Raw genomic sequence first — 22,907 nt, 5'->3', positions numbered from 1 at the left:
CCAGATTATCTTTTGTTTTCGCTCAAGTAAACTGATCCCAATCGGCAGGCTGACCTTACAGCGCAGACCTGTACGTCAATTAGCCACGCTCCATGCAGTCTGGAAAAGTTTATGAACAACGTTCTGAAAGTATTTGCCATTGCGTCTCTGGCAGTAGTCCCTGTCGCCGGTTTTGCTGCTGATGGTGCGGAAGCGCTTCAACGGCATCACGAGCGTAACAAACAGCGGTTTCATTATTCTGAAATGCGCATACAGAACCAGACATCTATTGAAAAAGACAAGTCCGATAATCCTCGACCGGAGAACAAATCTCCAGGCGAGGTAGAGAAAGTTGATGCGCACAATGAACTTTCTTCAACGCAAGACGACGGCAAGAAGAAATAAAAGTAGAAGGATTAAATAGGTACGCATTTTAAATCCGGGCTTCTGTTAGAAGCTACGCACCTGAACCCAGTGGAATAATTTATCAGGAAACTTATGAGTAATCAGGGTCGAAAGGCACTTATCGTTGTAACTCACCCCGTTCCCGGCTCCCTTAACCATGCTATTGCCGATGGCATCGGCAAGGACCTTAACGAGCGCGGTATAAAAGTAGAAATCGCGGACCTTCATGCAGAAGGCTTTTCGCCTGCAATGACTGCCGGGGATGTAATGCTTTACCGAGGGGCCGGTGAACTCGCACCAGAGATAGCGCGTGAGCAGGCGCGGGTTGATCAGGCTGACATGCTCGTGATCGTTTTTCCGGTTTATTGGTGGTCGGCTCCCTCGATGCTCAAGGGATGGTTCGAGCGCGTCTTTAACGGAGGTTGGGCTTATACCGTCGATGACAAAGGACGGATCAACGGCAATATGCGCGACATACCCGTCCTGCTCGTCGCAACTGGTGCAGGCAACGAAAGTGGCTATGAACGCCATGGCTATGCACAAGCGATTCAGACACAGATCGTGGAAGGGATCTTCGGATACAGCGGCATGAAGAATACGCAGGTCGCCTATTTCTTTGATGCGGACAACGCCACGACCGAGCGGATCGAGCAATTTGTGGAAGCGGCAACCCCACTGTTGGAAAAAGAGCAGCTCCTGTCCACTTATTGACGGTCAAACAGCCCCAAAAAGATGGCTCATCGTAAGGAACGTATTGTGGAAAGAGTATTGATCCTGGGCGCGACCGGCAATATCGGCGCCCTTGCAGCAAACCGCCTGATTCGTGAGAACGTAATTCTGCGCCTCGTATCCAGCCGAGAAAGCGGAGTGCATTCGCTCCGTGAGCGTTTCCCCACTGCCGAGGTCATGCAGGCGGATTGGTATGATCCCGTTAGCCTGAAGACCGCGATGCGGGACGTGGATCGGGTGTTCATCGTAACGCCAGACTTCGTGACGGATGAAACGGTAGTGACACCCAACATCATCGAGGCTGTTCGGGACGCGGGCAGCGTTGCGCAGATCGTGCGTTTGAGCGCGATGCCTCCCGGCCTGAAGGCGACCGACGTTTCGAAGGAAGTTCTGGCAACCCGGTGCGGTGCAGCCCAGCATATGGTTGCAAAGCCGCTTCTGGACGCGAGCGGACTGCCGATCACCTATCTTAATGTCGCCTGCTGGATCATGTTCAACTTGTCTTGGTACCTGTCGGAACCGGTCAAGACAAAACAGCAACTTCTCATGCCGGCTGTGACCGATGCACCTCGCCGCTGGGTATCCGAGGAAGATATCGCTGACGTTATCGTCAGGGTACTCACGGACAAACCGGAGATTCATGTCGGGCAAGATTACCTGATGACGGGAGCGGAGCAGTTCGACTACGAGGATGTCGCGCGTTTGCTCAGTGATGTGACCGGAAAGGCAATCACCTATGTCGACGATGATTCGATGTTAAGGACTTCGATGGGGGACCATTTCGACGCGGTGATGACCTACTATACCCACGAGTCCCGCGACTATGTGTCGGTACCGGCCAGTGACGCGAAGTTGAAGATTCTGGGGGTGCACCAGATGACGCTTCAGGAATACCTGACCAAGAATATCGCCATGTTTGTCTGACTCATTTGCGGCCCGTTTATTCCTGTTCTGAATTAGTATGTCGTGCAATTGAAAACCTGAACTTTGGACCCAAGCTCATGCCCGCTCCACGGATTCGCCCTACCCCCGCGCCCTTGCTCAAACCCGGCGAGACCGTGGTTCTGTTCGACGGTGTCTGCAAGCTGTGCAACGGCTGGGCGCGGTTCCTGATTCGTCATGACCGCGACCACCGAGTTCGGCTAGCGGCGGTGCAATCGCCCGAAGGCCAGGCATTGCTGGCGTGGGCGGGTTTGCCAGTGGATCAGTTCGACACCATGGCAGTGATCCGCGACCGTCATTTCTGGGTGCGCTCGGATGCGTTTTTCGAAGTCGCCGCGCAACTGCCTGCCCGTTGGCAGCCGGTCAGGCTAATGCGTGTTTTTCCACGGTGGCTGCGCGATTGGGCGTACGACCGTGTTGCGCTGAATCGTTATCGGATCTTCGGCAAGTACGACACTTGTCTGTTGCCTGATCCCGATCATGAACGGCGTTTTCTGAAAACGCCCGTATAAGCCCCGCTATTGTCCCCGCAACACCTTGCGCATGAACACCCGTGCAAAGCCATTCTCCGTGGCGCGATGGGTCTCGTGATAACCGAGTTTTTCGTAAATCGCGACGTTCTCGACCATCAACTCATGGGTGTAAAGCCGTATCGCCTCGCAATCGTTGCGGCGCGCATGCTCTTCACAGAACGCCATCAACTGCTTTCCGAAACCTTGCCCCTTATGCCGAGGCGACACCGCGACGTTGATCAGCAGCAGATCGCTGCCCTCCTCGCTCATCACCAGGACACCGGCGACGTCGGCGCCGTCCGTGAGCACAAAGGCATCGGTTTCCAGCACAACCTGCTGATAGTCATCGAGCATCGGCGCGGGTTTTCTGCCGATTCGCGGGATGTAGGGCGCGTAGGCTTCGGTGACCAGTGCGGCGATGGCGGTGGCATCTTCCGGCAGGGCTCGGCGGATTGCGTGCAATGTGTTCTCCAAAGCGGCGGTCTTTGATTTTTCTGAATGCGTCTACGCTCACTCAATCGCAACCTCAGCGTCAACCCGTCACGCCCACCACGCTCGGAGATACTGACATGAGCCGCCCGCTGCTGACCGCCCTCGCCCTACTCGCCGTGAGCCTGCAAGCTCAGGCGGACGTCACGCCGTATCCCGCGTCGTTCCGGGTGCAGGAAATCCCGGTCGAAGGCGCGACGATGCATGTTCGAATTGGCGGCAAAGGTCCAGCCGTGGTGCTGTTGCATGGCTTTGGCGATACCGGCGACATGTGGGCGCCGTTGGCCGCCGATCTGGCGCGCGATCACACCGTGGTGGTGCCGGATCTGCGCGGCATGGGTTTGTCCTCGATTCCGGACGGCGGCTACGACAAGAAGACCCAGGCCGGCGACATCCGCGCAGTGCTGAGCGCGCTGAAAATCGAACACTCGGTGGTCATCGGCCATGACATCGGCACCATGGTCGCGTTTGCCTATGCCGCGCGGTATCCGCAACTCACCGACCGTTTGGTGGTGATGGACGCCCCCGTCCCCGGCATCACACCGTGGAACGACATCGTTCGCTCGCCGATGCTCTGGCACTTCGACTTCGGCGGCCCGGACATGGAGCGCCTGGTGGCCGGACGCGAACGAATTTACCTCGACCGTTTCTGGAATGAATTCGCTGGCACTCCGGCGAAAATCGATGAAGGCACCCGCCAACACTACGCCGCACTCTATGCCCGGCCCGGCGCCATGCACGCCGCATTCGCGCAGTTTCGCAGCATTCGGCAGGACGCCCTCGACAACGCGCCCATCCTCGACAAGCGCTTGACCATGCCGGTGCTGGCGATTGGCGGTGAAAAGTCTTTCGGCAACAACGAAGCCATCGTGATGCGCAACGCCGCCGACAATGTCACCGAAGTGGTGATTCCGGCCGCCGGGCATTGGCTGATGGAGGAAGCGCCGGCGCCGACCATCAAGGCAGTTCGAGACTTTGTCGCGAAGTGAAGAACAGTCATTGCCTCAACCCGGCGCATACGTCAGGATTCCACCACTTTGATTGGGCGGGAGCACTTCCTCCCCAATCAAAATCTTTCACGCCGAGCAGAAAACATGAACCGTCAGAAAAAGTTGAAGCAGTTGTTCAAAGAAAAGGCCAAGAAGGCCAGCGCCAAACTGGCGCCGAAAAAGCCGAAATACATCAGCAAGGCTGAACGGGCGAAACTGGATGCTGAAGGCGTGCCGGAAGCGACCGAAACCACCGAGGCCTGATCGCCCTTTTCTCTCAGACGTTCTTACACGTCAGCCACGCGCCCCAGAAAAGACTGCTGAAAAACCGCGTCGCCTCGCCAAATCCCGCCTCATGCAACAACGCCTGAACCGCTGCCTCGGAATGCGGCGGATCAGCGCCCTGCAAAATCTTTCCCAGTCTGGCCTGCACTTCCTGCGCCGTCGCGCCCTGCTGTCGCCAGCGCTGCCCCCACGCTTGCAGCAATAACGGCTGACTGGCGTAGGCGTAATGATTGCTCGCCACAATCAGCGGCGCTCCCGGTTTCAGCCGCTCGTTCACGCAACGCAGCAGATCTTGCTTGGGCTGGTCGCCATGCAAATGATGGAGCACGCCGATCAAAGTTGCGGCATCGAATGACGCGTCAGCGGGCAAATCTTCGACGTGTCCGAGATGCATATCGATCCGGTGCATCAAACCGCTCGCGCTCAACCGCTGCACCGCCGCGCCCAGCATCGGCTCGGACGGGTCCACTGCGGTGAAATGCCAACTAGGCTCCAACGCAGCCATCGCAATGATCTCCTGCGCCGTACCACCGGCGCCCACCACCAACACTTTCGCCGGACGCGATTCGCCAAGCTGCGCCGCCAACATGCACGCGGCGAGATCGTGACAGGCGTCGTAACCGGCCAAAGCGATACGGCTTTGAGTGGCGTATTCGTTGGCGCGGGAGGTGTCGAATTTTGCTGCGGGGTTGTGGGACGGGGTTGAGGTCACGGCGATTCTCCTTGTCTTTCGAGCAAGCTACGCCGGGATTCGAGATATGAAAAATTCAATAATTTTATGCGCTGCATTCCTGTGGGGAATGGGGGTTTGCGGCGGATTCTTTGTTGGCGTTTAAGACCTTTGGAGCTGTCGTTTAATCGACACCCCGCGTTACGTCCAGAAGGCTACAACGCCTTGCGCCATTACCTACGACTAAGCCAGAATCCGCCGGCTTGTGCGCCTGGAGGGCCACCGGTAACTTGGTTCGGTCACTGATTCGCAGTGATCGGGTTTAGTAGCCCGTGGTGTTTTTCAGTTGTGCAAAGCGCTGTCAGTCAGATATTCCTGTCTGAACTTGATGGTGGCTGTGTGCAGGGCGCTTCGGCGCGCCGGTCAATGCTGAATACTCCCCGGTCTACTAACCTGCACACAGCTGCCACCCTTCTTTTAGTAGAGAAGGTGAAGCGGCTCTATTCAGGAGTTTTCAGCTTATGATCAAAGTGACACCCAACCCACCGGAAACCGATCCGGCCTCCCCGTACGAATCCCTCGATTCGAACAAACTCCACGATGCCGCCGAACGCGCTCTCGATCACTACCTCAAACCCGCCGCCGCAATCATGGCGACACCCTACCAACCCAGCAGCATGTTCCGGGTCAATCCTGACACCGACACCGAATCCCTCTTGGCCAACGCCTGCGAATCACTTGCCTCGGCAACCGTGATGCTCGGTGACGTCGCCGCACTGGTGGAAGGCCCGATGCGCAAGACGCTGTTGGGGATTGCGCAGGTGGTGATGCTTGGGGAGTTGGCGGTGAATCGGGCACTGGACAGGGTTGAGTTGGTGAAGTAATCCGGTAGTCCGTGGCGCGTGGATGCCCTTTCGTCGCGGACTATTAATGAGCGCTTTGAAGAAATTCCATTTTCGAGCCCTTTGGAATAAATGTTCAAAACCATCGGTGATAAAAAACCAGACTAAAATTTCAGAAGGCAGGCCGCGGCGTGGGCTGAAAGCTGCTTCTAGCTGATGTCAGTTTCCGACCCAAAGCAGTCTGTGACGACAGACAGCAATTGGCCGAATCAGACTAACTCAGACACCCAATTATGGATCCTGCGGTTAATATGCGACTTTGAATCCCAAGCAAGAAACCCAAAATTCAGGATGCTTCCAGTGCGGTGGTCCTTAACTCGGAATCCAGTTTTTCGCTAACGCTAAAGTGTGCAACACATCCGATTAAAGATCGCTTACTCAACGGCCTGCATTACTCCACACACTGTTTTGGCGTGATCTGTATCTGTTGAGACAGCTCGCCACTTGATCCATCAGTACGCCATTCAGGCTCTTTACGGCTACTTAACTCGATAGGGTAAGGCCCGGTCGGTGCCAACGCTGCCTGTACTCGGGTAATAAATGCGTCGTCACTTAGAGCGTAGAAAATCCACTCCCGTTGATGTACACCAGTGACCGTGCACACCCACTTCGCTGACCGGCTGTCTGTCACGGTCGATTGTATCAAGCCTTCCACTTCAGCCATCCGTGCGCGATCCCGAGGCGCCAGCAACGAGGTTGCTGTGGTGTGTTTCCAAGTGACTTTGACCTTGAAGGGCAACCCCTGCTTCTCGCTCGCGGATATCGAATGAACGATGCGGTAAATAGCGGGACTTGGCGAGTCAGGAAAGTCGGATAATTGAAAAGAGCTCTCGTCCGGTTCAGCGAGTTGTAGTGGCCGGTCATAGGCAGGCCGATCGCCGAGAAGGGCTTTAAGTGCCTCCGCTATGCGTTCCTTCCGATCTGCTACGCAACTATCGTAGTCGGTACTTTTGGCTGGACCTGCGTCCAGACATGGATCGCGTTCGACCGTTTTGGGGGGGGCATGGGAACATCCTGCGCTGAATACGCTTGCCAGCGTCAACAACAGAACGAGTGGCAATGCGGTTATTGGTCTTTCAGAAACGTTGGTGTTTGAGTGCTTCAAGTTGCCTTCCTTGGAGGGTGTGGCGGGTTCAAGAGGTCAGCAAAAACGAGGACATTGCGGATGAACCGAGCGATGGTCTTTTTGCGGAGATATATTACTACTAGAAACCGATGTCCGCTTTGGCGCAAATACCATCCCTCAATCACTCCAGAAAACTAGCTACGCAAGACTGATGCGTCCTTACGTTGCCCAAGCACAAAGCGTCCCCAAATTCGCGCCGAGACTGGCATCCCCGCATTCACGGCTTGGCATCGCAATCGGCCGCACGGTGTTGCGGACGGCCACTGCACCGGGGTTTAAAACCCTGTTCGGAAAAACCCTTTCTCCCAAGGCTGATGCGATTGAGCTACCGAGTTATTGAGCGAATCGGCCTAAAGAGGCCCTCGTAAACAGTGCACTTTAAAAAACAGGAAAAAATGTTCAGGGCAGAGCATATTTGGACGTTGCTGATCGCCCTATTTTCGAACAATCACTCAGGGAACAACCATGTCGATCTACGCAGTCACCATCCCCTCCTTCGCCCAGATGCTGCGATCCTTGTCAGCTCTTTTATCCAAAGGCGAAGCTTGCGCACTTGAACGCGGCTATGACCCGCAGGTTTTGCTCGAAGCACGCCTTGCGCCGGACATGCACACCCTCGCCCGGCAAGTTCAGCACACCTGTACTCAGGCGCTGGACGCGGTTCAGCGACTGACGCAACAACCGCTGATCCCCCTCACGCTTCCCGAGAACCTGACGGCGGCGAAGGCGTTGATCGAACGCACGCTGAAACTGCTTGCTGCGGTGGACCCTGCGCAGATTGATGCCGGCGCGGATCGGCAAATCGCTATCGATTTGCCCAATGGCATCGCCTTCGACATGACCGGCAGCGAGTACGCGTTGAATTGGGCCATGCCCCAGTTTTATTTCCATCTGATCACCGCGTACAACATCCTGCGCCACAACGGTGTGCCGCTGGGCAAGGCTGATTACGTGCAGCACATGTTCGCGTATCTGCGGAAGTAATTTCAGATGAAGCTCCGGGTCAATCGGCGTTGACCCGGAGCTCTCGCAGCAGAAATTCCAGCGACTCCACGGCGCCGTGATGACTGTTCGCCGAGCGCTGCGCATCCCATGACATCGCGTCATCCACGCAAAAATCGCCAACACACTCCATGCTCAAATCATCGTCGAGCAGTCCGAGCGGAATCCACACGTAAGGCGATTCACGAAGTGGATTGGGCACGGTCGACCCGCAATGTGCGCAGAAGTCGTTTCTATAGCCGCTGGGCTTGCGCCAACTGCTGATCGAGTCCTGCCCTGCTTCCCAGCGAAAGTCGCGAGCGTTGACCAGTGTGGCGAGGTTGTGGCCAACGCCGGTCTGCTTGCGGCAAAGGCTGCAGTGGCAGCGATAAAAGAAGCGCGGCTCAACGGTGAGCGAAAAGCGTACAGCGGCGCAAAGGCACTGCCCTGTTGTCATGGAACTCTCCTTGGGAAACGTAGCTGCAGCGCTTGCGCTTGCATGATGAAGTTTCTTATGGTCAAAGCCGCATCCTACTCAGGGCCGTTGCGAATGTAACCCTCACCAACCCACGCGGCGCCCGCATTCAACAGGAAACACCCAATGGAACTGAAGTTCAGTCACGTAGACGTACTGGTCAGCAACCTCGAAGAAGCCTGCGCGTATTACGCGAAGATTCTGAAAGCCAGAATCTCCAAAACGCTTATCTGGGATCGCGGTGGACTGCACGTACGCTTTGCGATTGCGTTGATTGGTCAGGAGCGTTTCATGTTGGTACAACCGCTGGCCGGGAACCTGAAAGACCTGTTGGACGCTCATGGTGAGGGGATGATTTATCGTCACTGCTACTCGACGCCGGACATCGAGATTGCCTATGCCGAATTGATCAGCGACGGAGTGCAGCCAGAAGACGAGAACGGCAAGCCATTGACCTTGGCAGACCTGCAATCTCCGTCAGGAAAACGCATCATCTGGTTGCCCAAGCGCTTCGGGCATTTCTCAATCGAGATCCTGGAAGACAAGGCGCTGGAGGTATTTGTCGACGAGGCGTTCGGTTGAGAGACGTTCTGGCCGCGAATGCGTCAAGCGCTCTCCCCACTTCAAAATAATGATCCAATTCGAGATATAAGCCATGGATGCTATTGCAGACTACTCAGACGAACATCATCGACGCTCTGTTGTGGAACTATGGGAAACCGTTTTTGGTTACGAAACCGCGCATAACGCTCCCGGTCTGGCTATCGACAAAAAACTCGCGGTTGCAGACGGACTGTTTTTTGTTGCTCTTGCTGGAGTTGAGGTTATCGGTACGGTTCTCGCGGGATACGACGGCCATCGTGGCTGGCTGTACTCGGTTGGAGTTCATCCCTCACATCGCAGAAATGGCTTGGGCGCAAAGCTTGTTCGTCATGCCGAGGACGCGTTGATTGAACGTGGGTGCATGAAAATCAACCTGCAAATCGTCAATACAAATGAAAGCGTGAAAACCTTCTACGAATCTCTGGGCTACTCGACCGAACCACGCATCAGCATGGGCAAAAAGATCGAATCGAACATCGGCTAGCGGATAGTTGCGAGGAATGTTGTCCATAGCGTTGCTGCGACGATCAATGCCCGCGCTCCTGATTGATCGGCAGCAACGTTTCATGACCAATCGCATTCGCCGCCGCCAACACCACACTGCGCAACCACTTCGACGCCTGCGAACGATGCTTGCGCGCATGCCATAACTGGTAATACCGCAACGGTTGCGCAGGCACCGGAAACGGCTCGATCCGCAGCGGCAACAGTTCGGTGTAGTGCTTGGCGAATGAGCGGGTGGTGGTGAACACCAGGTTCGATTTGACCAGCACATAAGGCGCGATGCAGAAGTACGGCAAGGTGGTTTTCACTCGCCTGACCAGGCCATTTCTTGCCAGTTCATCGCCGATGGTGCCCTGCCCCGAGGCGTGGTTGGTCATGACCGCCAGATGGTCCGCTTCCATGTAGGCGTCGCGGGTCAGGCAGCCTGGCTGGATGGGGTGTTCTTCGCGCAGCAGGCACACCAGATCGTCGTCGCACAATGACTGAAGATAGAGGTGCTCTGCCGGCGTTCGCCAGTTACCTATCACCAGATCGAGAAAGCCATCTTCCAGTCCTCGCGAGTAACCGCCCTCGGCCTGCAAGTGCTTGAGTTCCAGCGTGGCGTGCGGGGCTTGTGCGTAGAAAAGCTCGATGATCGCCGGGACAAAGAACACGCTCAGATAGTCCGGCGTGCTGATGCGAAAGGTTTGTTTGGTGGTGGCGGGATCGAACAGATCGACCGGGTGCAGTATCTGCTCGATACCGTTGAGTGCCTGCGAGACAGGTTCGATCAGTGTCAGCCCGTGGGTGGTCAGCACCATGCGGCTTCCGCTGCGGACCAGCAGTTGATCGCCAGTAAGCTCACGTAGCCGGCGCAAAGCAACACTGATTGCAGGCTGGGATTGCCCGAGCATTTCGGCGGTGCGTGAAACGCTGCATTCGGTCAGCAAGGTGTACAGCGTACGAATCAGTTGGGCATCGCAGTTGGGTAGAGAGTTGGACACAGCAGCCTCTTTTCTTATTGGGCAATTCCCTGTTGCCAACGATTTTGCGCGGAAAGCCTATCGCTATATAGATGACTATATAGCGATAAGCCCAAAACCGTCCATATCAGGACAAAGCAAGGTTATCAGTGGCTCGGCGCCCTCCTGCGCAAAACGCTTCAGCGCCAATCAGGCAGGGTTTTCAGCAGTTCAGCTTTCTCTTGGATAGCAGCGCCCATCAGCACGAAGCCACGCATCCGGTTTTGCTCATCGTGATAAGTGGATCGCACGTTGGCGATGCCCTTGTCGCAGTGCCCCGCCAGTTTGGTTGACCACAGCCCCTCGGCATCCATTGGCGAAGCCACGACCGTCGGCAAAACGCTGGTTTTGATCGTCACCGGCATCGCCGGATAGGCAACCGCCGTCGGCTGCCCCGCCAGCGTCTGAGCCAAGGCGCGAGCCTGGAGCATGATCGGCATCACGTACGGCAACACCAGATCGTGGACTTGCGCACAATCGCCCAAGGCATAAACATTGTTGGCGCTCGCCCGCAGCCAAGCGTCAGTGACGATGCCGTTGGACACCTTGATGCCAGCGGCACGCGCCAGTTCGACTCGCGGTTCCAGACCAATCGCACACAGCACATAGTCGACCTCAAGCACACGACCATCAGCCATTTGTAACTGGAAACCCGCGCCATGACGCTGGACTGCGACAGGCGCATTGCCCAGTTCCAGGCTCACGCCAATCGACTGCAACGCACTTGCCATCGCGTCTCCGGCCTCCGAAGGCAGTAGCCGACTCAGCGGCCAGGTGGCGCGATCAACCACGCACACGTCATGCCCGGCATGCCGCAGATCGTTGGCGAACTCGCAGCCGATCAGCCCGGCGCCGAGAATCGCTATGCGGCTATCAATGCCGATCTGCTGACGAAAGTGTCGGTAATCCTCCAGGTCGTTGACGGTGACGATGGCGTCGACCCCGTCACCTTGCAGCGCCGGTCGCCGCGCATCGGCTCCCAACGCCAACACCAGTGAGCTATAGCGCTGTGGCCGGCCATCGATGGTGATCGTTTGCGCTGCGGTGTCGATACGCTCAATCGAGGTGCGAGTCTTGATTTGCGCTTGCAGTTGCGCCGCCATCTGCTCGGCGCTGGACGTGACCAGTTGATCCGGCAGGCGCCCGGTCTGAAAGGCGTTGGACAGCGCCGGTTTCGAGTAAAACTCCCCGCCATCGCGGGTCACGATCAGGATCGGTGTCTCGGCGTTCAGTTTGCGCAGTTCGCGAGCCACGGTGTAACCGGCCAGACCCGAACCCAGAATAATCACCGGTTCAGGCTGCACAGGTGCCGGACGGTTTTCCTCTGCGCTCGCGGCGATTTTGATCATGTCGAAATCCGCTTTGCCAACCCCGCAATCCGGGCAGAACCAGTCTTGCGGCACGTCCTCCCAGCGTGTCCCGGCAACGATGCCATCCTCCGGAATTCCCGCCGCCTCATCGTAAATGAAGCCGCACACCAGACATTCCCACTTGTACATGTTCGTTACTCCAATCAATCGATACGCGGCGGTGTTAGCTGGTGAAGGCTCGACCCAAACCGAGTGCGCTCAGGGCGCGACGATAGGCGGTGGAGGAACGATCGGCGGGGATATGGATTTCCAGCGACAGGTCCAGCGGCAGGTCTTCCGGGCGGCACAGCTCGACGATGTCGCGATCCTCTTCGAACACTTGCTGGTTGAACGCGTAGACGTCCTCCAGTGGCATTTCCTTGTCGAAGTTGCGGGTGATCGCGCAGAACATCCGCGTCTTGCGCGCCGAGATCGGGCTGGCGGCGTTGAGAATCACCAAGCGATGTTCCGGGTCGGGAAAATTGACGGTCAACCGTGCAGTGAACGGCGCAAAAACATCGAACGAACGGCTCCAGAGAAAATCGTCCGGCGCCCGATGCTGCATGCTCTTGGGGAAGTTGCTGACGTTACTGATGTACTCGGCATGAACCCCGTACGGCGTGACTTCGGCCTTGTAGGTCGGCACGACGGGATTGTCCCGCTCGGCAAAGGCTTCGTGGTGAATCCAGGCAAAATGCGCGACATCGATAAAGCCCTCGACCTGGCGTCCGGCCGACGCGGCGATATCAATCGATGGCGGAAGGATTTGCTGAAAGTTGTCGTCATGCCACGACGGCATTTCAGCAAACGGTGCGCTGGCGCCATACATCAGCACCCAGATGATCCCGTAGTCTTCGCGCGTCGAGTACATCTGGATGCGATGACGCTCGGTCAGGTTGGCGTTCGGCTCCGATGGAATCCGTGTACAGCGGCCATCCGTGCCGAAGTGCAAACCGTGGTAAGGGCAAATGATGTTTTCGCCCTGCACCCAACCCTTGCTCAGCGGTGCGCCGCGATGGCTGCAAATGTCCCGTGCGGCATTCAATTTGCCGCCTGCGCGGTAAAGCACAACCGGTTCATCCAGCAACGTGACGGCGTAAGGTTTGTCGGTGACGTCGGCAGAAAAAGCCACCGGATGCCAATGCTGGCTGAGAATCTCGCGGTCTTGCGCGGTGAAGGTGCTGGACTTGGTGATCGGGTTCCAGGTGACGGTCTGACAGGCTATGGCGGCCATGGACATGTGCTGTTTTCCTTATTTTGAAATGGCACTGAAAGAAAGCGAGTCCGCGAGCTGCTTGGCCAGCCGTGCGGACTACGAGTGCGAATTTCATGCTAGGGAGTTGAGCCGGTCGTGCCCATGTCGCGAGGAACATGTTGGTTATGTGGGATTGAACATGGATACACTTCCCGCTTACCACTCATGAACGGATTCAAAATTGCGTCGGTCTTTAGTTGTTCTACTGCTCAGCCTCACATCATTTCTTGTTGTTTCTTTCGTTGTCAGCCTGTGGCGGAGCCCTTACAGCCTCACTGCCATAGTTGCTTCAGCCTATGAAGATGGGCTGGTGGTTGGCCGTAACCCTGCCAAAGCAGCAGACTGGTACTCACGCGCAGCAGAGAACGGAGACCGTGTCGCACAGTACAAGCTCGGCATCATTCAGTATTACGGTCGAGGTATTGATGTTGATCGGCCAAAGGGTCTTCAGTGGATAGCTGAGTCGGCCGACCACGGGAACGCAGACGCTCAATATTTTATGGGGGTTGCAAGCATTGCGGGGCCGCCGACGAACTTTGTCCAAGCTGCGGCATGGTTCAGCAAGGCTGCCGAGCAAGGTCATGCCAAAGCTCAACGACAACTCGCTACCCTTTACTACAAAGGTAACGGCATCGAGGCAAACGAACAGCAGGCTTTCAACTGGGCCAGCAAGGCAGGCGCTCAAGGCGATTCCGAGGCTCTGACGCTACTGGGTACCCTCTATTTTTTCGGCAAAGGCGTCCCGGCAGACCCTGACCACGCGGTGAAATTGCTCACCCAAGCGGCCAATGCCGGCGATAGCCTTGCATTCGAAATGTTGGGAGCGGCGACTTTACACGGCACTGGCACCCCCAAAGACCTATCCGCCGCACTGCATTGGTATACCCGCGCGGCCGACCATGGTCTGGTCAACGCACAGTTCGTCCTCGGCTATCTCTACAGTAATGGCGGTGATGTGCCAGTGAACTATCCACTGTCGAATCGCTGGTTGTTGCAGGCCGCCGCTCAAGGACACGCTATGGCGTTAGTGACTCTCGCCATTCATGTCGATAATGGGCAAGGCATCAAACGGAACAAACTCAAGGCCTGCGGGTTATTGCGTGTGGCGCTCAAAAAGACGCTGCCAAGCGATATTGCGGGCCCCATGCGCATGCAACTGCAGAAAGAAGAAAATGCGCTTTCACCGCAACAACTTGCAGAAACATTGGCTCTGGAACACCTCTATTCAAACCCGGCGGGCATCAAGGAACTGCACGCTGATCTGACAAGCGAACAGTAGGAAGCGACGGCCGTTTATCTGCCGCTCCTATACAGCCGATCTGGAAGTACGCTTAACGGCAGCCCCCGTCTGACGGCGATTACTGGGGCTCTTGCCGCTGATTGAGCGCCACAACGTAAGCGCTGAACATGTCCGCCAAGCCATCGGCACAAACAGTAATTTCCATCTCACTGTGCGGGCTACCGGAAAAATCTTTCCCCACCGAACTGAGCGTGGTCAGGATCAGATCGCAGGCCGCTTCGCGAATTGACTCGCCGACCTCAGGCAGCAACTCAAGCATGAAGCCAGCGAAAATCTGCCGCCCTGCTGCGCGCACTTCGTGAGCTTCCGGCGCATCACGATAGAGCGGCGCTGCGTCGTTCAACGCACCGCGCATCTGCGCTTCGTCGCACTCCGAACGGATAAACGCCTGCACCAAAGTGCGCAGGCGACCCAGTGGAGGCTGTTCGAGATTTTGCAGAATCTGCTGCAACATCTGCGTGGTTTGCAGCCACTCATCACTCTGTAACCGGAACAGGATCGCAGCCTTGTTGGGGAAATATTGATACAGCGAGCCAATGCTGACGCCAGCCTTTTCCGCCACCCGTGCGGTGGTAAAACGGGTGGCGCCGTGCTCGGTCAAAACCTGAATAGCCGCCTGCAGAATCGCCGCCACCAGATCGGTGGAGCGTGCCTGCTGCGGCTGTTTGCGTGAGGAAATACGGGCGGTCTGGCGATTGGTCATGGGCAACCCGGGCGTCGAGGGGAAACGCGAATAGCGGATGGGGTGAATCAATCGCATCATTTAAATGCGACGAATCACTCGCATCTTAATCCCCAACCGACGGAAATCAATCATGACAACCCTGACCACTGAGCCACTGGCGAGCCTGATCGAACGCCTCTACAGCCAAGCTTCTGCCGCCACCAGCCCGGTGCTGAGCAGCGTGTCCGATGAAGAACGTGACCGCTTGATGCACAGCAAGACCGACTACCTGAAACTTTACGAAATGCTCAAGGATCTGTGGCTGCCGGTCTCCCGCGACACCGGCAAATTGCTCTACATGCTGGCGCGCAACACCAAGGCGAAAGCCATCGTCGAGTTCGGTACCTCATTCGGCCTGTCCACCCTGCACCTGGCGGCAGCGTTGCGCGACAACGGTGGTGGCGTGCTGATCGGCAGCGAGTTCGAACCGTCGAAAATCGAACTGGCGCGCCATCACTTTATTGAAGGTGGCGTCAGCGATCTGGTGGAGATTCGTGAAGGTGATGCGTTGCTCAGCCTGGCAAGCGATCTCCCGCAATCAGTCGATCTGCTCCTGCTCGATGGCGCCAAGGCGTTGTATGGCGACGTGCTGAACCTGGTCGAAAAGCATCTGAAACCGGGCGCTCTGGTGATCGCGGACAACACCGATTATTGCCCTGAATATCTGGCTTACGTGCGTGCGCCGGAGAACGGTTATCTGTCCGTACCGTTTGCCGATGACATTGAGTTGTCGATGCGACTGGGCTGATACCGGCGTTTATGGGAGCCACCGATTGAGGGGTGGCCCCCGATGACATTCAGGCGCGCTTCGGCAGCTTCCAGTTCGGACGGATGAAATGGCAGGTGTAGCCATTCGGAATGCGCTCAAGGTAATCCTGATGCTCCGGCTCCGCTTCCCAGAACGGCCCCGCCGGTTCGATTTCTGTGACGACTCGCCCCGGCCAGAGTTTTGAAGCGTCAACGTCGGCAGCGGTGTCCTCGGCGGTATCGCGCTGTTGCTCGCTGAGGTAATAAATCGCCGAGCGATAACTCGGGCCAAGGTCATTGCCCTGCCGGTTGGCCGTGCTCGGGTCGTGAATCTGGAAGAAGAACTCAAGGATCTGCCGATAGCTGATCACCGCCGGATCGAAAACGATTTCGATGGCTTCGGCGTGGTTGCCGTGATTGCGGTAAGTGGCATTCGGCACGTCACCGCCGCTGTATCCGACGCGGGTGTGCAGCACGCCGGGGTAGCGCCGCAGCAGATCCTGCATGCCCCAGAAGCAGCCGCCGGCAAGAATGGCAGTTTCGGTTTGACTGGTCATGGTCGGTGGTTCCTCTCGGGGATGTTGGGTGTAGTCATTGTTATGAGGGCGGATTGGGCGATTCCAAGGTCGTGCGTGAACTGAAGTAGCTAGGGCGCAAAGCCCTAGCGGACTGGGGATGTTATTTTTTCTTTTTTGCGGTTTTTTCTGTCTTATCTGATTTCTTGGCCTTTTCAGGTTTGCTATCAGCTTTTTTTGCGGATTTTTTTGGTTCAGCATCTTTTTTCTTGTCTTTCTTATCGGAAGATTTCGAAAGGGCCGAAGCCGAAGCAGCTTTCTTCGTCGGTGATGACTTTTTGTCTTTCAACTCCTTGCTGGCTTTGGAAGTTTCACCTTTGCTTTTCTTCTCGTCTTTAGCCACGTTGACCACCTCTTGGATCATGCCGGTATTGGCACATCGCCTGTGGGATTATCCAGAGGCTATTCATTAGGTGAGCGTGCCGAAGAGCGGTTCAAATTCTTTTACGGCGTAATGCGATTTGATACCCATCATCTGATGAACATCAGAACCGTTGCTCAATTGACAGCCAACGCCCTGATGGACCAGCCCTTTCAACTCATCGGCACAGCGAACACCGCACTGGCGCGCGCAACTGTTCGTTCTCCCACATGCAAGCTGACAGCCGCAAACGCGAGTTGACGACCTTTCTTGGAGTACTCAAGACGTACTTCCAGCCACTCATTGATTTGCACTGCGCCGAGATAATCCAGAGTCATGCTCGCTGTGATCAATGGCTGCGGGGGGTCGCTGGAGAATGCCATGGCGTAGCCCATCCCCACATCGGCTAACGTCGCCAATACACCTCCATGCAAAGTGCCGCGGCCATTGGCATGTCGTGAGTCGGTCAATAGTCCCAGTTCCAATTGCAGTCCGCTGCCCTTCGCATAGATCGGGCCAAGTAAATCAAGTAACGGACTGCTACGGGTAAACGGAGTAAAACCCTCGGGAATTGCTGTAGCACTCATGCTCCCTCCTTATGCCGATTGCCGACCGGCATCGTTGACCTGAATACGTGGATTCAACTCAGAGGGTTTATGGGTAATCGCGCAATGCGCCAACCACTATACGTCTGTGGAATTTACGAAGATTGATCAACGACCACCAGCGCATTGGCTGGTCAATTGGAGTCTTGTAAGCAGCCTGCTACCCTCCAGAAACCCCTTTCTCACTGTCTTCTCCCATGAAAACCGGCATCATCTCCGATACCCACGGCCTACTCCGCCCCGAAGCCATCGCCGCCCTGCAAGGTTGCGAGCGCATCATTCACGCTGGCGATATCGGCAACCCGGAGATCCTCGAGCAACTCGCCGCCATCGCACCGGTTCACGCCGTTCGCGGCAACAACGATCTGGACTTGCCATGGGCCAGTGACCTTCCTGATCAGCTCATCCTCGATTTGAACGGCTGCAAAACCCTGTTGATCCATGATATCGCCGACGTTCCCGCCGAACTCGATCCCGATATCACCCTGATCATCACCGGCCATTCCCACAAACCCTGCATCGAATGGCGCGGCAATGTCCTTTACCTGAACCCCGGAAGTGCCGGCCGTCGACGCTTCAAATTGCCCGTCACACTGGCTTTGCTGGATGTGCAGAGCGATACCCTGAGCCCGCAACTGATCCACCTTCTAGCCCCACCCACCTGAAACTTTTCCTCCCTGCCCGGCACGATCACCTAACCTCAAAGGCTATGTGATCAACCGGAGTCGGGCACGCTCATGCGTATTGCGTTGAAGTCGCTGTTTTTTATCGTGCTGACCCTGCTTTTTCCCGGCGGTGCAATGTTCTGCGCTGCGCAGTTGCCTGCGGCTACGGTGGTCACCGCGACGCCAGTGGTGGATGTTTCGCAAAGCGATCTGCAAGCCCTGCAACTGCGGCTCGACGGGCTGAAACAGCAGATTTCAGCGGCCAATAATTACAACCAGCTCGAAGGCCCTCAGGATCGGGTGCAGGCGTTCATTGCCGATGTTGATCAACTGTCTGCGTCGCTGTTGCCGCAGCAGGCGCAATTGGCGGTGCAACTCAATGTGCTGGGGGCCGCGCCGGCTAACACTATCGCGTCGGAACAGGCCGATCTGGCGGCGCAACGAGGCGCGCTCGCCGAGCAGAAAAGCAAGGTCGATGCGACGCTGGAAAATCTGGCCGCGCTCAAGCAGAGCGCTGCCGACCTGATCACGCAGATCGCCGGTATTCGTCGCTCGCTGCTGGAAAGCGAATTGACCCTGCGCACCAGCAGCATTCTGAGCCCCGATTTCTGGGCGCCGCTGGTCAACCCTACACTGGACGACCGTCAGCGCTTCGGCTCGTTTATCGATCAGATAGAACAGACCTGGGCCACGGTGTGGAAATCCGGTGAGCGCTTTTACACCAGCGTGCTGGTGCTACTGGCGCTGATTATCTGGCTTATCGGCCGCAGACTCGCCGAGCGTGGACTGGCGTGGTTGTGCATTCACCGCATGCCCGAGGGACGCCTGCGCCGCAGTTCTTTGGCATCAGCATCGGCACTGGCAACCATCGTCACTACCGGCATTGCCCTGCAAGTGCTGTTTTATGCCTGTACTCGACATGTGCCGTTGACGCCGATTCTGGCGACCTTTTCCGAAGAATTCGAAAAAGCCGTGTATGCCTGCGTGCTGATCACCGGTCTGAGCCGCGCCTTGCTATCGACCGAACACCCGTCATGGCGCTTGCCGGGGATTGCCGATCCGGTTGCGCTCGCATTGAAACCCTATCCGCTGATCCTTGCCGGAACGCTGTTGGTGCTGGTCACGCTGGTGCAAGTCAGCAATGCCGTGGGCATGAGCAGTCAGATTGTGGTGTCCGAGCGCGGCGTCGTAGCGCTGGTGGTCATGATAATCATCGTGACGATGCTGTTGCGCGTCGGCAAAGTGCGCAAGGCGATGGTGGCTTCCGGCGACCCGGCGGCAACTGGCAACACCTTTGCCGGGGTGATCTGGTCAGCCGCGACGATCTCGATGGTGGTGTCGATAATTGCGCTGCTGACTGGCTATGTTTCGCTGGCGCGTTTCATCACCTATGAACTGGTCTGGTCGTACATCGTGCTGGCCGGCTTCTATCTACTGATCCAGTTGCTCAAGGACGGTTGCGAATACCTGTTCTCGCCCCGCCACTCCAGCGGCAAAGCGCTCAAGCAGTTGCTGGGCGTGGGTGACCGACGCCTTGAGCAAATGTCGACGGTGTTGTCCGGTGCCGGCCGCGCCGCTTTGTTGCTGCTGGCGGTGATCAGCCTGTTTGTCGGCGGCATCGGCACCACGCTGGGGCAACTGATCAGCAATATCCTGACAATCCTCGGCGGCGCCGGGCTGCGCAAACTGAACATCGTCCCGGCGCACTTGCTCAACGCCGTGCTGGCGCTGCTGATCGGCATCTATCTGATACGCGCACTGCGCCGCTGGCTCGACAACGAGTTCCTGCCCAAGACCGACATGGACCCGGGCATGTGCGCCTCGCTCAGCACGCTGTTCTCGAACATCGGTTACGCCGCTGTGATCCTGCTGACCCTGTCGTCGCTCGGTGTGCGCTGGACCAATCTGGCGTGGATCGTCAGCGCCTTGTCAGTGGGTATCGGTTTCGGCTTGCAGGAGATCGTCAAAAACTTCGTCTCCGGGCTGATCCTGCTGACCGAACGCCCGGTCAAGGTCGGCGACCTGATCAGCATCAGCGGCGTTGAAGGCGACATTCGCCGGATCAATGTGCGCGCCACTGAAATCCAGCTCAGCGACCGCTCCATCGTCATCGTGCCCAACTCGCAACTGATCTCGCAGAACCTGCGTAACGTCACGCTTGGCGGCAGCGCTCAGGGTGTGGCGACACTGGAGCTGATGTTCCCGCTGGATATCGACCCTGAACAGGTCAAAAACCTGTTGCTCGACACCTATGAGGAAAACCAGACCATCCTCGATAAACCGGCGACGTTCGTTCGTTTCAGCAAGCTCTCGCCGGATGGGATTACGCTGACCGTGACCGGCTATGTCGGCAGTCCGAGGATTGTCGGAGTAACGAAAAGTGATTTGCTTTTCGAGATCCTCAAGCGTTTGGGGGCTGCGGGGATTGAGTTGGCGAAGCCCGAAGCGGCAACCTGACGCCATCCATAAACAGATTTATACCCATACGCGAAATCGCCAATTTCACTTATATGTACCCGCGCCCTAGCCTCTCGCCATCTTCCCCTTCCGCGAGAGGCTCCCATGCCCTTTGTCATCTACATATTCACCCTCAGCGCTTTCGCGCTGGGCCTTGCCGAGTTTGTCCCGATCGGCCTCACCGACGTCATGGCGCGCAGCCTTGGCGTCGATGTCGAAGCGACCGGCGCAACAATTACCGCTTACGCCCTGGGCGCCACGCTGTCGGCGCCGATTTTCAGTGCGTTGACCGCGAGTTGGTCGCGCAAGAATGTCATGTTGGTCACGGCACTGGTGTTCAGTGTCGGCAGCCTGGCAGCGGCGTTTTCCACGACGTTGACGCTGATGCTGGTGGCGCGGTTCATTGCCGGGATGGGCCATGGATTGTTTCTCGCGGTGGCATCGAGCACGGCGGCGCGTCTGGCGGGTCCGGGGCGTGCCGGTAGCGCAGTGGCGGTGGTGTTTGGTGGATTTACGCTGGCGATGGCCATCGGCGTGCCGATCAGTACCTACCTCGGTGGCGTGATGTCGTGGCGTCTGGTGTTGGCGGCGATTGCGGTGTTTGGCGCCATTGGATTTTTCGGGCTGTTGTTCGGCATGCGTGATCCGCTGCCGACCGCGACTGACGGCGGATCGGCCTTGCACAGCCTCAAGGCATTGCTCAACGGCAAGTTGCTGGCCGGTGCGCTGGTCACCGTGCTCGGTTATGCCGGCTCGTTTGTCGCGTACACCTACATCGCGCCAGTGCTGACTGAGGTAACCGGCACCACGGCGGCTACCGTCGGCGTGTTTATGTTGCTGTACGGCGTGATGGCGGCCATCGGCAATGTGTTGGGCGGCAAGCTCACCGATGCCTGGGGCGTGGACCGAGCCAGCGCAGCGTTGATCGCCGGCATCGTCGTAGTGACGGCGGGCATGTGGGCCTTCTCCGGTTCACCGTTGATGATGGGCTTGCTGGTCGCCCTGCTCGGCATGTTCAGTTTCGCCGCAGTACCGGCGTTGCAGGCGCGGCTGATCGGTGTCGCCGAACGTCATGCACCGCATGCCCACGGTGTGGCGGCAGGGCTGAATATTGCTGGTTTCAATTCAGGGATTGCGCTGGGCTCGGTGCTCGGCGGTGTCACTATCAGCCAAGCAGGCCTGGGCTATGTCGGGCTTGCGGGCGCGGCGATATCTGCGTTGGGTCTGCTGCTGATCCTCAGTCAGATGCTGCGCAAGCCGCAGCAACGTTCCCCGGCATGCGCATAAACCGGCGTCATGGTAAAACGAACGACCACACGTCAGGCGCCGTCGCACCATGAGCCACCTTACCCATCTGCGCACGTTCCTTGAAGCCTACCGCGCCAAGTCGTTTTCCAGGGCTGCGCAGCATTTGGGTATCACTCAACCCGCCGCATCGATGCATATTCAGGCGGTTGAAGCGCTGGTCGGCAAGCCGCTGTTTCTACGCTTGCCGCGCGGCGTCGAGCCGACCGATGCAGCGGATGAACTGGCGCGCTCCGTCGCGCCATTTCTCGATGGTCTGGAGAGCAAGATCGCCTCGCTGCGTCCGGGATTGATCAAGGGCGGCACGGTTCACCTGGTCGGTCCTTCGGACTTCATCCACTCGCAGGTTGCCTCTCGCCTCGCACCGCTGATGAACGAAGGCTTTACCCTGCGCTTTCATACCGGTGCGAAAAAACGCATCTACGAGATGCTCGAATCAAAGCAGATCGACTTCGCGATCACCGCTTCGATACCTGACGAGCAGTCTCACGGTTATGCGCATCTGCTGACCGAGCGCATGTTGCTGGTTTACGCGCCGAGTCTGCTGGAGCGTCTTGGGCACAACCCCTCTCAGCAACAACTGACGCAGGTGCCACTGATTGCTTTCGATGAAGATCTGGCACTGGTGCGGCCACTATGGACGTCGATGTTTCAGGTCGCGCCGCAACTGCAAGCGGCGCTGACCATTCCCGATTTACGGATCATCAAGGAGCTGGTGCTCGGCGGGCACGGCTGGACCGTGTTGCCGGACTACCAGTGCGCCGACGCCATCGCTGACGGACGCTTGCTCACACCGACGCCACTGGCTGAAGCGCCGGTCAACGCGTTGTATCTGGTGTGGAGCAAAAGCGTGATGCAGAGCCCGAGTCTGCTGTATGTGCGCGATTACCTGCTCGATGCGTTCACGACTCAGGCGGTCATCAAGTGACATGTTAATATGCCATCACTTTTCTCGCCGATGACGTGTAAACG

27 protein-coding genes and 1 pseudogene are annotated in these 22,907 nt (G+C 57.3%); 16 read left to right on the top strand and 12 right to left on the bottom strand.

The features are described 5' to 3' along the window. Window positions 1–111: 111 nt before the first annotated feature. The 4 genes from ACIOZM_RS01975 (at window position 112) to ACIOZM_RS01960 (ending at window position 2,567) form a co-directional block, all read left to right on the top strand. A complete protein-coding gene (locus ACIOZM_RS01975; protein WP_401208898.1) occupies window positions 112–384 on the top strand; it encodes a hypothetical protein in 273 nt (90 codons plus the stop codon). A 93-nt stretch (window positions 385–477) separates the two neighbouring features. After that, window positions 478–1,095 (top strand): NAD(P)H-dependent oxidoreductase, encoded by a 618-nt coding sequence (locus tag ACIOZM_RS01970; RefSeq protein ID WP_401208896.1) that lies wholly within the window; start codon window positions 478–480, stop codon window positions 1,093–1,095. 45 nt (window positions 1,096–1,140) lie between these two features. Then, on the top strand, window positions 1,141–2,037 hold the full coding sequence (locus ACIOZM_RS01965; protein ID WP_401208894.1) for an NmrA family NAD(P)-binding protein: 897 nt from the start codon (window positions 1,141–1,143) through the stop codon (window positions 2,035–2,037). A gap of 77 nt (window positions 2,038–2,114) precedes the next feature. Next, window positions 2,115–2,567: a thiol-disulfide oxidoreductase DCC family protein gene (locus ACIOZM_RS01960; RefSeq protein WP_401208892.1), complete on the top strand. Its 453-nt coding sequence runs from the start codon at window positions 2,115–2,117 to the stop codon at window positions 2,565–2,567. A gap of 6 nt (window positions 2,568–2,573) precedes the next feature. Here the strand turns inward: ACIOZM_RS01960 and ACIOZM_RS01955 are convergent, their stop codons facing one another. Then, complete coding sequence (locus ACIOZM_RS01955; RefSeq protein ID WP_401208890.1) at window positions 2,574–3,029, bottom strand: GNAT family N-acetyltransferase; 456 nt, start codon at window positions 3,027–3,029, stop codon at window positions 2,574–2,576. A 107-nt stretch (window positions 3,030–3,136) separates the two neighbouring features. Here ACIOZM_RS01955 and ACIOZM_RS01950 point away from each other — a divergent pair, with 107 nt between their 5' ends. Further along, a complete protein-coding gene (locus tag ACIOZM_RS01950; RefSeq protein WP_401208888.1) occupies window positions 3,137–4,045 on the top strand; it encodes an alpha/beta fold hydrolase in 909 nt (302 codons plus the stop codon). Between the two features lie 105 nt (window positions 4,046–4,150). After that, window positions 4,151–4,309, top strand: a complete 159-nt coding sequence (locus ACIOZM_RS01945) for a DUF2986 domain-containing protein (protein WP_401208886.1) — start codon at window positions 4,151–4,153, stop codon at window positions 4,307–4,309. A gap of 13 nt (window positions 4,310–4,322) precedes the next feature. Here ACIOZM_RS01945 and ACIOZM_RS01940 read toward each other — a convergent pair whose 3' ends face one another. Beyond that, on the bottom strand, window positions 4,323–5,042 hold the full coding sequence (locus ACIOZM_RS01940) for a class I SAM-dependent methyltransferase (RefSeq protein WP_401208883.1): 720 nt from the start codon (window positions 5,040–5,042) through the stop codon (window positions 4,323–4,325). Between the two features lie 479 nt (window positions 5,043–5,521). Here ACIOZM_RS01940 and ACIOZM_RS01935 point away from each other — a divergent pair, with 479 nt between their 5' ends. Further along, the gene (locus ACIOZM_RS01935; RefSeq protein ID WP_401208880.1) at window positions 5,522–5,884 is read left to right on the top strand and encodes a DUF6124 family protein; all 363 of its coding nucleotides are present in this window, start codon (window positions 5,522–5,524) and stop codon (window positions 5,882–5,884) included. Window positions 5,885–6,293: 409 nt separating this feature from the next. Here ACIOZM_RS01935 and ACIOZM_RS01930 read toward each other — a convergent pair whose 3' ends face one another. Further along, window positions 6,294–7,007 (bottom strand): DUF695 domain-containing protein, encoded by a 714-nt coding sequence (locus ACIOZM_RS01930; RefSeq protein ID WP_401208878.1) that lies wholly within the window; start codon window positions 7,005–7,007, stop codon window positions 6,294–6,296. Window positions 7,008–7,493: 486 nt separating this feature from the next. Here ACIOZM_RS01930 and ACIOZM_RS01925 point away from each other — a divergent pair, with 486 nt between their 5' ends. Continuing rightward, a complete protein-coding gene (locus ACIOZM_RS01925; protein WP_401208876.1) occupies window positions 7,494–8,012 on the top strand; it encodes a DUF1993 family protein in 519 nt (172 codons plus the stop codon). 19 nt (window positions 8,013–8,031) lie between these two features. On the opposite strand, the gene ACIOZM_RS01920 is transcribed toward ACIOZM_RS01925, so the two are convergent. Continuing rightward, complete coding sequence (locus ACIOZM_RS01920; protein WP_401208874.1) at window positions 8,032–8,466, bottom strand: GFA family protein; 435 nt, start codon at window positions 8,464–8,466, stop codon at window positions 8,032–8,034. Between the two features lie 144 nt (window positions 8,467–8,610). Here ACIOZM_RS01920 and ACIOZM_RS01915 point away from each other — a divergent pair, with 144 nt between their 5' ends. Continuing rightward, a complete protein-coding gene (locus ACIOZM_RS01915) occupies window positions 8,611–9,066 on the top strand; it encodes a VOC family protein (protein WP_401208872.1) in 456 nt (151 codons plus the stop codon). 73 nt (window positions 9,067–9,139) lie between these two features. Next, window positions 9,140–9,571, top strand: coding sequence for a GNAT family acetyltransferase (locus tag ACIOZM_RS01910; RefSeq protein ID WP_401208869.1), 432 nt, complete (start codon window positions 9,140–9,142; stop codon window positions 9,569–9,571). 43 nt (window positions 9,572–9,614) lie between these two features. Here the strand turns inward: ACIOZM_RS01910 and ACIOZM_RS01905 are convergent, their stop codons facing one another. From ACIOZM_RS01905 to ACIOZM_RS01890, 4 genes and pseudogenes are all read right to left on the bottom strand, one after another. Further along, a complete protein-coding gene (locus ACIOZM_RS01905) occupies window positions 9,615–10,574 on the bottom strand; it encodes a LysR family transcriptional regulator (RefSeq protein WP_401208866.1) in 960 nt (319 codons plus the stop codon). A gap of 158 nt (window positions 10,575–10,732) precedes the next feature. After that, a complete protein-coding gene (locus ACIOZM_RS01900; protein ID WP_401209247.1) occupies window positions 10,733–11,941 on the bottom strand; it encodes an FAD-dependent oxidoreductase in 1,209 nt (402 codons plus the stop codon). After that, a pseudogene (locus tag ACIOZM_RS01895) lies at window positions 11,927–12,091 on the bottom strand (rubredoxin); the annotation flags it as partial. The gene ACIOZM_RS01900 and the pseudogene ACIOZM_RS01895, both read right to left, overlap by 15 nt. Window positions 12,092–12,125: 34 nt before the next feature. Next, complete coding sequence (locus ACIOZM_RS01890; protein WP_401208863.1) at window positions 12,126–13,181, bottom strand: Rieske 2Fe-2S domain-containing protein; 1,056 nt, start codon at window positions 13,179–13,181, stop codon at window positions 12,126–12,128. A 196-nt stretch (window positions 13,182–13,377) separates the two neighbouring features. Between ACIOZM_RS01890 and ACIOZM_RS01885 the strand changes: the two genes are divergently transcribed. Continuing rightward, complete coding sequence (locus ACIOZM_RS01885; RefSeq protein ID WP_401208860.1) at window positions 13,378–14,475, top strand: tetratricopeptide repeat protein; 1,098 nt, start codon at window positions 13,378–13,380, stop codon at window positions 14,473–14,475. A gap of 79 nt (window positions 14,476–14,554) precedes the next feature. Here ACIOZM_RS01885 and ACIOZM_RS01880 read toward each other — a convergent pair whose 3' ends face one another. Further along, window positions 14,555–15,199, bottom strand: a complete 645-nt coding sequence (locus ACIOZM_RS01880; protein WP_401208858.1) for a TetR family transcriptional regulator — start codon at window positions 15,197–15,199, stop codon at window positions 14,555–14,557. Window positions 15,200–15,311: 112 nt separating this feature from the next. On the opposite strand from ACIOZM_RS01880, the gene ACIOZM_RS01875 reads away from it, so the two are divergent. After that, a complete protein-coding gene (locus tag ACIOZM_RS01875) occupies window positions 15,312–15,968 on the top strand; it encodes an O-methyltransferase (RefSeq protein WP_401208856.1) in 657 nt (218 codons plus the stop codon). Between the two features lie 49 nt (window positions 15,969–16,017). Here ACIOZM_RS01875 and msrA read toward each other — a convergent pair whose 3' ends face one another. The 3 genes from msrA to ACIOZM_RS01860 form a co-directional block, all read right to left on the bottom strand. Next, the gene (msrA, locus tag ACIOZM_RS01870; protein WP_401208854.1) at window positions 16,018–16,524 is read right to left on the bottom strand and encodes a peptide-methionine (S)-S-oxide reductase MsrA; all 507 of its coding nucleotides are present in this window, start codon (window positions 16,522–16,524) and stop codon (window positions 16,018–16,020) included. Window positions 16,525–16,645: 121 nt separating this feature from the next. Continuing rightward, entirely contained in the window at window positions 16,646–16,894 is a 249-nt protein-coding gene (locus ACIOZM_RS01865) for a hypothetical protein (RefSeq protein ID WP_401209244.1), read from the bottom strand. 182 nt (window positions 16,895–17,076) lie between these two features. Then, window positions 17,077–17,490 (bottom strand): PaaI family thioesterase, encoded by a 414-nt coding sequence (locus tag ACIOZM_RS01860; RefSeq protein ID WP_401208851.1) that lies wholly within the window; start codon window positions 17,488–17,490, stop codon window positions 17,077–17,079. 215 nt (window positions 17,491–17,705) lie between these two features. On the opposite strand from ACIOZM_RS01860, the gene ACIOZM_RS01855 reads away from it, so the two are divergent. From ACIOZM_RS01855 to ACIOZM_RS01840, 4 genes are all read left to right on the top strand, one after another. Further along, window positions 17,706–18,173 (top strand): metallophosphoesterase family protein, encoded by a 468-nt coding sequence (locus ACIOZM_RS01855; RefSeq protein ID WP_401208849.1) that lies wholly within the window; start codon window positions 17,706–17,708, stop codon window positions 18,171–18,173. A 72-nt stretch (window positions 18,174–18,245) separates the two neighbouring features. Next, a complete protein-coding gene (locus ACIOZM_RS01850; protein WP_401208847.1) occupies window positions 18,246–20,630 on the top strand; it encodes a DUF3772 domain-containing protein in 2,385 nt (794 codons plus the stop codon). Window positions 20,631–20,735: 105 nt separating this feature from the next. Further along, on the top strand, window positions 20,736–21,917 hold the full coding sequence (locus tag ACIOZM_RS01845; protein WP_401208845.1) for an MFS transporter: 1,182 nt from the start codon (window positions 20,736–20,738) through the stop codon (window positions 21,915–21,917). Between the two features lie 49 nt (window positions 21,918–21,966). Further along, window positions 21,967–22,863 carry a LysR family transcriptional regulator gene (locus ACIOZM_RS01840; RefSeq protein ID WP_401208842.1) on the top strand — a complete coding sequence of 299 codons (897 nt, stop codon included), beginning with the start codon at window positions 21,967–21,969 and terminating at the stop codon, window positions 22,861–22,863. Window positions 22,864–22,907 lie beyond the last annotated feature (44 nt).

The sequence above is a fragment of the Pseudomonas sp. NPDC087346 genome (assembly GCF_044744235.1).
Classification (GTDB): Bacteria; Pseudomonadota; Gammaproteobacteria; order Pseudomonadales; family Pseudomonadaceae; genus Aquipseudomonas.
Note: the sequence above shows the minus strand (reverse complement) of the source record. Positions and strands in the feature narration are given on the sequence as shown.

Bases quoted from the DNA above. Each gene is read 5' to 3' on its own strand.
- ACIOZM_RS01975 (WP_401208898.1), top strand. From the start codon at position 112: ATGAACAACGTTCTGAAAGTATTTGCCATTGCGTCTCTGGCAGTAGTC.
- ACIOZM_RS01970 (WP_401208896.1), top strand. From the start codon at position 478: ATGAGTAATCAGGGTCGAAAGGCACTTATCGTTGTAACTCACCCCGTT.
- ACIOZM_RS01960 (WP_401208892.1), top strand. From the start codon at position 2,115: ATGCCCGCTCCACGGATTCGCCCTACCCCCGCGCCCTTGCTCAAACCC.
- ACIOZM_RS01950 (WP_401208888.1), top strand. From the start codon at position 3,137: ATGAGCCGCCCGCTGCTGACCGCCCTCGCCCTACTCGCCGTGAGCCTG.
- ACIOZM_RS01945 (WP_401208886.1), top strand. From the start codon at position 4,151: ATGAACCGTCAGAAAAAGTTGAAGCAGTTGTTCAAAGAAAAGGCCAAG.
- ACIOZM_RS01935 (WP_401208880.1), top strand. From the start codon at position 5,522: ATGATCAAAGTGACACCCAACCCACCGGAAACCGATCCGGCCTCCCCG.
- ACIOZM_RS01925 (WP_401208876.1), top strand. From the start codon at position 7,494: ATGTCGATCTACGCAGTCACCATCCCCTCCTTCGCCCAGATGCTGCGA.
- ACIOZM_RS01920 (WP_401208874.1), bottom strand. From the start codon at position 8,466: ATGACAACAGGGCAGTGCCTTTGCGCCGCTGTACGCTTTTCGCTCACC.
- ACIOZM_RS01915 (WP_401208872.1), top strand. From the start codon at position 8,611: ATGGAACTGAAGTTCAGTCACGTAGACGTACTGGTCAGCAACCTCGAA.
- ACIOZM_RS01910 (WP_401208869.1), top strand. From the start codon at position 9,140: ATGGATGCTATTGCAGACTACTCAGACGAACATCATCGACGCTCTGTT.
- ACIOZM_RS01900 (WP_401209247.1), bottom strand. From the start codon at position 11,941: ATGATCAAAATCGCCGCGAGCGCAGAGGAAAACCGTCCGGCACCTGTG.
- ACIOZM_RS01890 (WP_401208863.1), bottom strand. From the start codon at position 13,181: ATGTCCATGGCCGCCATAGCCTGTCAGACCGTCACCTGGAACCCGATC.
- ACIOZM_RS01880 (WP_401208858.1), bottom strand. From the start codon at position 15,199: ATGACCAATCGCCAGACCGCCCGTATTTCCTCACGCAAACAGCCGCAG.
- ACIOZM_RS01875 (WP_401208856.1), top strand. From the start codon at position 15,312: ATGACAACCCTGACCACTGAGCCACTGGCGAGCCTGATCGAACGCCTC.
- msrA (WP_401208854.1), bottom strand. From the start codon at position 16,524: ATGACCAGTCAAACCGAAACTGCCATTCTTGCCGGCGGCTGCTTCTGG.
- ACIOZM_RS01860 (WP_401208851.1), bottom strand. From the start codon at position 17,490: ATGAGTGCTACAGCAATTCCCGAGGGTTTTACTCCGTTTACCCGTAGC.
- ACIOZM_RS01855 (WP_401208849.1), top strand. From the start codon at position 17,706: ATGAAAACCGGCATCATCTCCGATACCCACGGCCTACTCCGCCCCGAA.
- ACIOZM_RS01850 (WP_401208847.1), top strand. From the start codon at position 18,246: ATGCGTATTGCGTTGAAGTCGCTGTTTTTTATCGTGCTGACCCTGCTT.
- ACIOZM_RS01845 (WP_401208845.1), top strand. From the start codon at position 20,736: ATGCCCTTTGTCATCTACATATTCACCCTCAGCGCTTTCGCGCTGGGC.
- ACIOZM_RS01840 (WP_401208842.1), top strand. From the start codon at position 21,967: ATGAGCCACCTTACCCATCTGCGCACGTTCCTTGAAGCCTACCGCGCC.